The sequence below is a fragment of the Planctomycetota bacterium genome (assembly GCA_026387035.1).
GTDB lineage: Bacteria > Planctomycetota > Phycisphaerae > FEN-1346 > FEN-1346 > JAPLMM01.
The window spans coordinates 1-6,776 of record JAPLMM010000079.1 but is presented as its reverse complement, the minus strand read 5'-3'; the positions used below and the strand labels follow the sequence as shown (position 1 = coordinate 6,776).

The 6,776-nt window shown below is 65.2% G+C and carries 9 protein-coding genes; 5 read left to right on the top strand and 4 right to left on the bottom strand.

Annotated features, from left to right (window positions below; all coding sequences use genetic code 11):
• Positions 1 to 353 (bottom strand): glutamate--tRNA ligase family protein (locus NTX40_02680; GenBank protein MCX5647993.1); only part of this gene is annotated, 353 nt, incomplete at its 3' end.
• A gap of 192 nt (positions 354 to 545) precedes the next feature.
• On the opposite strand from NTX40_02680, the gene NTX40_02675 reads away from it, so the two are divergent.
• Both NTX40_02675 and NTX40_02670 read left to right on the top strand, forming a co-directional pair.
• Positions 546 to 869, top strand: coding sequence for a zf-TFIIB domain-containing protein (locus NTX40_02675; GenBank protein MCX5647992.1), 324 nt, complete (start codon positions 546 to 548; stop codon positions 867 to 869).
• Positions 870 to 986: 117 nt separating this feature from the next.
• Positions 987 to 1,448, top strand: coding sequence for a hypothetical protein (locus NTX40_02670; GenBank protein MCX5647991.1), 462 nt, complete (start codon positions 987 to 989; stop codon positions 1,446 to 1,448).
• Between the two features lie 28 nt (positions 1,449 to 1,476).
• On the opposite strand, the gene NTX40_02665 is transcribed toward NTX40_02670, so the two are convergent.
• The 3 genes from NTX40_02665 to NTX40_02655 form a co-directional block, all read right to left on the bottom strand.
• The gene (locus tag NTX40_02665; GenBank protein MCX5647990.1) at positions 1,477 to 1,686 is read right to left on the bottom strand and encodes a hypothetical protein; all 210 of its coding nucleotides are present in this window, start codon (positions 1,684 to 1,686) and stop codon (positions 1,477 to 1,479) included.
• Positions 1,687 to 1,762: 76 nt separating this feature from the next.
• On the bottom strand, positions 1,763 to 3,283 hold the full coding sequence (gltX, locus tag NTX40_02660; GenBank protein MCX5647989.1) for a glutamate--tRNA ligase: 1,521 nt from the start codon (positions 3,281 to 3,283) through the stop codon (positions 1,763 to 1,765).
• Positions 3,284 to 3,396: 113 nt separating this feature from the next.
• Positions 3,397 to 4,653, bottom strand: coding sequence for a tetratricopeptide repeat protein (locus NTX40_02655; GenBank protein MCX5647988.1), 1,257 nt, complete (start codon positions 4,651 to 4,653; stop codon positions 3,397 to 3,399).
• A gap of 206 nt (positions 4,654 to 4,859) precedes the next feature.
• On the opposite strand from NTX40_02655, the gene NTX40_02650 reads away from it, so the two are divergent.
• The 3 genes from NTX40_02650 (at position 4,860) to NTX40_02640 (ending at position 6,584) form a co-directional block, all read left to right on the top strand.
• A complete protein-coding gene (locus NTX40_02650; GenBank protein ID MCX5647987.1) occupies positions 4,860 to 5,066 on the top strand; it encodes a DUF6485 family protein in 207 nt (68 codons plus the stop codon).
• Between the two features lie 284 nt (positions 5,067 to 5,350).
• Positions 5,351 to 5,920 carry an aminodeoxychorismate/anthranilate synthase component II gene (locus NTX40_02645; protein ID MCX5647986.1) on the top strand — a complete coding sequence of 190 codons (570 nt, stop codon included), beginning with the start codon at positions 5,351 to 5,353 and terminating at the stop codon, positions 5,918 to 5,920.
• A 115-nt stretch (positions 5,921 to 6,035) separates the two neighbouring features.
• Positions 6,036 to 6,584 carry a hypothetical protein gene (locus NTX40_02640; protein ID MCX5647985.1) on the top strand — a complete coding sequence of 183 codons (549 nt, stop codon included), beginning with the start codon at positions 6,036 to 6,038 and terminating at the stop codon, positions 6,582 to 6,584.
• Positions 6,585 to 6,776 lie beyond the last annotated feature (192 nt).

Sequence of the window (6,776 nt, the reverse complement as noted above, 5' to 3'; positions counted from 1 at the left end):
CCCGCGCGGACGAGTTGCTCCGCGTACTCGACCATCTGCTCGAAGTAGTCGGAGGCGTACGTGAGGCGGTCCCACTTCCATCCCAGCCACCGCACGTCCTCGATGATCGAGTGTACGTACTCTTCCTCTTCCTTGGTGGGGTTGGTGTCGTCGAACCGCAGATTGCACCGGCCGCCGAACTCCTCCGCGATGCCGAAGTCGATGGAGATGGCCTTCGCGTGACCGATGTGGAGGTAGCCGTTCGGCTCCGGGGGGAATCGGGTGCGGACTTGGCCGCCCCATTTTTTCTCGGCGACGTCGCGCGCGACGGCCTCGCGGATAAAATCGCTCGGCTTTTCGGCGCTCTTGTCCATCGGTGCGGCCTTTCCGGTTTCATTCCAGGCCCCATAAACTGCCAAAAGCGGGCCCGTTTGTCCAGAGCGCAGGGCAGGAAAATCCTTGGTCGGCCGGACGCGCGAGTTACCGGAAAATCCCAATATTTTCTCCGCCCATACGTTATACTTATCTGGTTGGGCCGCTCTGCGGCCGGAAGGGGGGATCATGTCATGGCGAAACGAGCCGATGCCGAAAGAATTGCCCGCGCGCTTCTCTCGCTGAACCGGAGCACTGCGCCGTCCAAGCCGCCCGCCGACCCGATCACCGCGCCCGGCGACCGGCCGTGCCCCGTCTGCGGCAAGGTGATGATCATGGCCAGCCGCCACGGCGTGCCGGTGGACTTCTGTCCGGGCCACGGCCTGTGGCTGGACCAGGGGAAACTGGACCTTTTGCTTTCCGCGTCGCGGTCGGGCGCCCGCCAGCCGAGCATGACCACCTCCGTCCGCGCGAAGCGCCACTCCTCGCATCCCGACGCGCCCTGGATAAGGCCGTAGTACTAGCCGCGGCACCCGCGACGAAAAAGATTTTCGCTGGATTCCACGCTTTCGCGCCGAAAACCTCTCGCCTCGTCCTGGCTCCAAGGGTATATTGCGGAAGGAGGGAGGTACACGATGAACTTCAGACATGCCGCGTCCTTTGGAAAAAGACAAGAGTTCGTGGCCATAGCAGAACTCCTGAGGCTTGGCTATGACGTTTACTTGACGCTCGTGGACGATCAACAGATCGATTGCATTATTCGCAAGGAAGTCCGCGGAAGGCCACAGTACATTGATATTCAGATCAAGGCACGCTCCATGGACTGCGATCCTCGGGATGCAGGTCGTTTTGCCGCCATGGAGATTAGGAAACCACGGCGCAACTTCTTTTTTGTGTTCTTCTCTGAGAGGGCGGATGCTTATTGGGTCTTGCGTTCAACAGACTTGATTAAAGAAGCCTACAGAAATGCGCGGGGCAAAAATGCTGGCAAGTATTCAATCGTTTTTACGACATACAGTGCAAAGACCAGAAAGGTTATGCCGCGCCCGCGATTCGAGAAGTACCGCGACAGATTTGATCTGCTCAAATTGAAGTAATCCCGCAAATCGCTCCGGCGCAGAGGCTCTAAATATGCCACACGCCATCTTTATCAACAATCAGTGAGCCGAGTTGGATTTTTGTTCCGCAGTGCGGGCATGTTTTGAGCGTAGCCTTCCTTATGTATGCATCGTCGAAGTCGTCCATCGCCAGATTGATTGAAGGTCGCCACCAATCCTTGAATGTCTTGCCACACTTGGGGCACTTGATTGTGATGTCCTCTGGCGGGCTTGTCATGGCACGGTTCCTTTAAGCACCCTTCACGACGCATTCCACACTTGATCCCGCTCCCTGACGGTCGCAGCCTGGTTTATCAATCCGCAATCTTGCCGATGGCTCCATCCACCCGCGCGAGGCATTCCTCCCGCCCCAGGATTTCCATCGTCTCAAAGAGCGGCGTGGAGACCTTCCGGCACGTCACGGCCACGCGGAGGGTCATGAAGAGGTCGGCGGGTTTCCAGCCCAACTCGGCCGCCAGGGCGCGGACCAACTCCTCCAGGGCTTTCGTTTCCCACGCGGGCCCGTCGGCCTCGCCGGCCGCCGAGGCGGGCGCTTCGGCGAGCGCATCGCGCAGGCGCTCCAGGGCGGCGAGGGTCTCGGCGGCGGTGTGAAGCGGCTTCCCCTTTTTCTCCGGGATCAAGTCCTGCGGCTTGTAGGGCAAGCGTTCGGCGAAGAAGGCGGTCGCGTCGGCGAACTCGTTCAAGCGCCGCAGGCGTTCCTGCACAAGTGCGACGATCGCGAGGAATCCCGGCGCGCCGGGACCGTCGAACTTTTCGAGGATCGCCTTCGGCACGAACCCTTCGGCCTTCAACCGCGCGGCAACTTTCTCGAGCGGGAGGCGGCGAATCCATTCGCCGTTCAGCCACTCGAACTTCTCCATGTCGAACACGGGGCCCGTGGTCGTCACGCGCGCGAGGCTAAACTCGGCGAGGAATTCCTCGCGCGAGAAGATTTCCCGCCCGTCCGGCATCGAGTGGCCGAGCATCCCCAGGAAGTTCGTCACCGCCTCCGCGAGGTACCCCTGCTCGCGGTACCAGAGGACGTTGGTGGGGTTCTTGCGCTTGGAGAGTTTCGAGCGATCGGGGTTGCGGATGAGCGGCAGGTGGAAGAACTGCGGCGGCGTCCAGCCGAGCGCTTCGTAGAGCAAGATATGTTTGGGCGTCGAGATGATCCATTCCTCGGCGCGGACGACGTGGGTGATGCGCATCGCGTGGTCGTCGACGACGCTCGCCAGGTGGTAGGTCGGGTAGCCGTCGCTCTTCAGTAGGACCTGGTCGTCGATAGTCTCGTTGCGGACGGTGATGGGGCCGCGGACGCCATCCTCGAACCGCGTCTCACCCTCCAGGGGCACCGCAAGGCGGACGGTCGCCTTTTCACCGGCGGCGAGTTTCTTTTCGACTTCGCCGGGCGCAAGGTCGCGGCAGAGGCGGTCGTAGCCCGTTTCGCCGCCTGCCTTCTGGCGCTCCTTGCGCACCTGGGCGAGGCGCTCAGGCGAGCAGAAGCATCGGTACGCGTGGCCGGAGGCGAGGAGCCGGGCGACCTCGCGGCGATAAATCGCGAGGCGTTCGCTCTGGCGGTACGGGCCGGCGGGGCCGCCCACGTCGGGCCCCTCGTCGTGGTCGAGGCCGAGCCACGCGAGGGCATCGAGGAACATTTGCTCGGCGCCTTCGACGAAGCGCGTGCGGTCGGTGTCCTCGATGCGCACCAGAAACTGTCCGCCGGTCTGGCGTGCGTGGGCCCAGTTGACGAGGGCGACGTAGAGGTTGCCGATGTGCGGCTCGCCGGTCGGGCTGGGGGCGATGCGCGTGCGGACGGGTTTGGGCGTTTCAGTCATGGTCGTGGTCGTGCGTTTTTTGCGCGCCCGCCAAGGCGGGCGGCTAAATGTGTCCGGCGATCATTCCGCTGCGCCGGCCGGGGCCGGGGCGGGCGGCTAAATGTGTCCGCCGCTTATTCCGTCGCGCCGGCCGGGGCCGGGGCAGGCGGCGGCTCGACCGGCGGGGGCATCACGGGGGGCGCCGGGGGCTCGGTCGGCGGCTCCAGGGGCGCCGGCGGCGCGGGCGCCTCAGGCGGCTGGACGGGCGGCGCGGGCATCTCGGGCGGCGCGACGGGCGGTGCCGGGGCTTCCGGCGGTGCGACCGGCGGCACCGGCATCTCGGGCGGCGCGACTGGGGGCGCCGGGGCTTCCGGCGGCACGGCCGGCGGTGCGACCGGCGGCGTCGGCGGTTCCTTCGGTTCTTCCGGCGGGGCGGGGACCTTGATCGGCTCCGCCCATTTCTTGATCTGGTCGCGGATGGGCGGCTGGTCGGGGTTGGATTCCAGGCTCTGGTGCCATTCTTCGAGGGCCTGTTCGCGGAGTCGGTCCTGCTGGGGGGTGCGGAGATAGAAGATCATGTAGATAGCGGCGAGTGAGTTTCGGCACTGCCAGTCCTTCGGGTCGAGTTCCAGGGCGGTCTGCAGCTGTTCGACGGCGGCGCCGTAGCGTTTCTGTTTGCTGTAGGCGTAGGCGAGGCGTTTGCGGATGAGGGGGGTGTTGGGGTCGAGTTCGGCGGCGCGTTTGAATTCTTCGATGGCCTTGTCGAGCCGGCCCTGCCTGAGGTACGCGGTGGCGAGGTTGACGTGGACGGGGGCCTGGTTGGGGTCGAGCGCGATGCTTTTCTGGTAGGCGCTGATGGCGCGGTAGATTTCGCCCTGGGCGTCGTAGATGGCGCCGAGGTTGGACCACGCGAAGCCGTGCGTCGGTTCCAGTTCGACGGCCTTCTCGGTGTGGGTGCGTGCCTTCCCGAGGTCGCCCATGCGGAAGTACACGACGCCGACGTTGACGCGGACGGGGGTGTTGTCGGGGTCGAGGTGGATGGCGGTTTCGTAGGACTTGGCGGCCTCGGTGTCGCGCTGGAGTCCCTGGTAGGCCCGGCCGAGGCGGTAATGGTAGGTGAACTCGTAGGGCATGAGTTGGACGGCCTGCTGGTAGGGGTGGATGGCTTTATCGAGTTCGCCGCGCTCGCGGAAGACGTCGCCGATGCCGGCGTAGGCGACGGCGAGGCCGGAGTCCAGTTCGATGGCGTCCTGGAACTCCTGGATGGCCTCGGTGTACTGGCCGTCGGCGAATGCCAGGTGGCCCAGGCCGTAGTGGCGCAGGGCTTCCTCGCGATTGCAGCCGGCCGCGAGCGCCGTCCCCAGGATCAGCATCAGGCCGAGACGCTTCATGGAGGACCGTCCTTCCAAGACCCTTGAGTTCCACGCGTAAAGGGGGATTCTACACGCCCAGGGCGGCCTGTGTCAAAAACTCCTTGCCACGGCCGTCTGCGTGAAAAAGGGTCCTGGCCTTTTTCGGCGAGCCCCTTTGACAGCGGAGCGGCCGGAGCGTATGATGGCGAGGCCGAACGGAGGACCCGGCGGAAAGGAGCCTCGCAATGGCCGACTGCGCGAATCAGAAAAGAAACGCCAAGGACTGCGCGTGCACCTATGCGTCGTGCGACCGGCGGGGCCTGTGTTGCGAGTGCATCGTGTACCACCGTAGCCGCGGCGAGTTGCCCGGGTGCCTTTTTCCGCCGGAGGCCGAGCGGACGTACGACCGGAGCATCCGCAAGTACATCGAGGTGATGCAGGGCCGCGATTAGGCGGGCAGGATCGTCTTACGGCGAAAGGTTGCCTGGGCAATGACGAATGACGAGAACCGAATGACGAATCAAACGGCAAATCCGAATGACGAGACGGTCTCCATGTCGAGTGGTGGCCGGCTTGCCGTTTCGTCATTGTCGTTTCGGGATTCATTCGTCATTCGGGCTTCGGGTTTCGTCATTCCGCCGCCCGAGAGTGATTGGGTATGGACGCACGGCCGGGCAAGACCGGCCGTGCCACACAGGGGAACTGGGTCGCGGTTTCATGAGTGGGGCGGCGGCGCATGATCGCGATCATCGACAACTACGATTCGTTCACGTACAACCTGGTGCAGCGGATCGGGGAACTGGACGCGGAGGCGGACCTGCGCGTCTTCCGGAACGACAAGGTGACGGTGGAGGAACTCGAGGCCCTGAAGCCGACGCACCTGATCGTGTCGCCGGGACCCTGCACGCCGCGCGAGGGCGGCATCTCGAACGACGCGATTCGCCGGTTCGCCGGCCGGTGCCCGATTCTCGGCGTCTGTCTGGGACACCAGTGCATGGGCTTTGCGTTCGGCGCCGAGATCGTGCGGGCCGACCGGCTGATGCACGGAAAAACAAGTATGATCCATCACGATGGGAGGACGATCTTTGAAGGCATCGCGAATCCGTTCGAAGCGACGCGGTACCACAGCCTCATCATCCGCCCCGGCACGTTGCCGGCGGAGTTCGAAGTCTCGGCCCGCACGGATGAAGATGAGATTATGGGCATCCGCCATCGCCGCTGGCCGATGGAAGGCGTTCAGTTTCACCCCGAGAGTTTTCTGACCGCCGAGGGACCGAATATCCTCAAGAACTTCCTCCGACTTTAGACCCCGCCGCCGGGGCGGACAGGAGGGACGGCGCGGCGGGACGGCGGCTGCGCAACGGGTGGTCTGGAGCGTATAAGAACCGGTGGGTCCGGGGACAGGTTTGGGGAGATAACGGGTGATTCGCTTCAACTGCCGCTGCGGAAAACGAGTCAAGGTTCCGGCGGATGTGGCGGGCAAGCGCGTCCGGTGCCCGTTCTGCGGGCGAACCGTCGAGGCGCCCCGCGCCCGGGAGGATGCGACGCCCGGCCTGGAGGCGCCCGTGGCGGAGGGCGTCTCCGGTTCCGCGGACGAGGCGCCGGAACGAGGCGTTGCCACGGGCCTGGAGGCCCTCGCGCAGGCGGTCCGGGCGAACGGCGGCGCCAAGCCCGCCGACCGAAGCCCCCTCGCCGCCGCACGCCAGAAGGCCAAGAAGCAGGAACTGCCGACCTCCGCCCAGTTGATCAGCCGGCGCGTCGGGGCGACCCCCAACCACAACAAGGCGGTCCTGATCGGCGTCATCGCGGCGGTGGTCCTCTTCGCCCTGGTGATCGGTCTGTCGGCGCTGATGGGCCACTCGTCGGGCGAATCGGAGAAGAAGCCGGCCGACCAGGCCGCGCCGCCGGCCGCCACGGTCCGCCGCGGTCCGCCGGGGGAACTGTTCAAGGACGTTCCCCCCGAGAAATAGCCGAGCGGCCCGGCCGGTTCCGCCGCTCCCGCGACCCCCGCCTCCGGGTGTGGCCGCATTTCGTGGCAAAGGGTCAAGGCTTCCCTCAAAACCACGGTGTGGCACGGCCGGTCTTGCCCGGCCGTGCCTCGGCGCACGGCGGGACCCGCCTTCGCCCTTCGGGCTACGGCGTGGCAAGCAAGGCCCGCCGTG

Bases quoted from the DNA above. Each gene is read 5' to 3' on its own strand.
- NTX40_02675 (MCX5647992.1), top strand. From the start codon at position 546: ATGGCGAAACGAGCCGATGCCGAAAGAATTGCCCGCGCGCTTCTCTCG.
- NTX40_02670 (MCX5647991.1), top strand. From the start codon at position 987: ATGAACTTCAGACATGCCGCGTCCTTTGGAAAAAGACAAGAGTTCGTG.
- NTX40_02665 (MCX5647990.1), bottom strand. From the start codon at position 1,686: ATGACAAGCCCGCCAGAGGACATCACAATCAAGTGCCCCAAGTGTGGC.
- gltX (MCX5647989.1), bottom strand. From the start codon at position 3,283: ATGACTGAAACGCCCAAACCCGTCCGCACGCGCATCGCCCCCAGCCCG.
- NTX40_02655 (MCX5647988.1), bottom strand. From the start codon at position 4,653: ATGAAGCGTCTCGGCCTGATGCTGATCCTGGGGACGGCGCTCGCGGCC.
- NTX40_02650 (MCX5647987.1), top strand. From the start codon at position 4,860: ATGGCCGACTGCGCGAATCAGAAAAGAAACGCCAAGGACTGCGCGTGC.
- NTX40_02645 (MCX5647986.1), top strand. From the start codon at position 5,351: ATGATCGCGATCATCGACAACTACGATTCGTTCACGTACAACCTGGTG.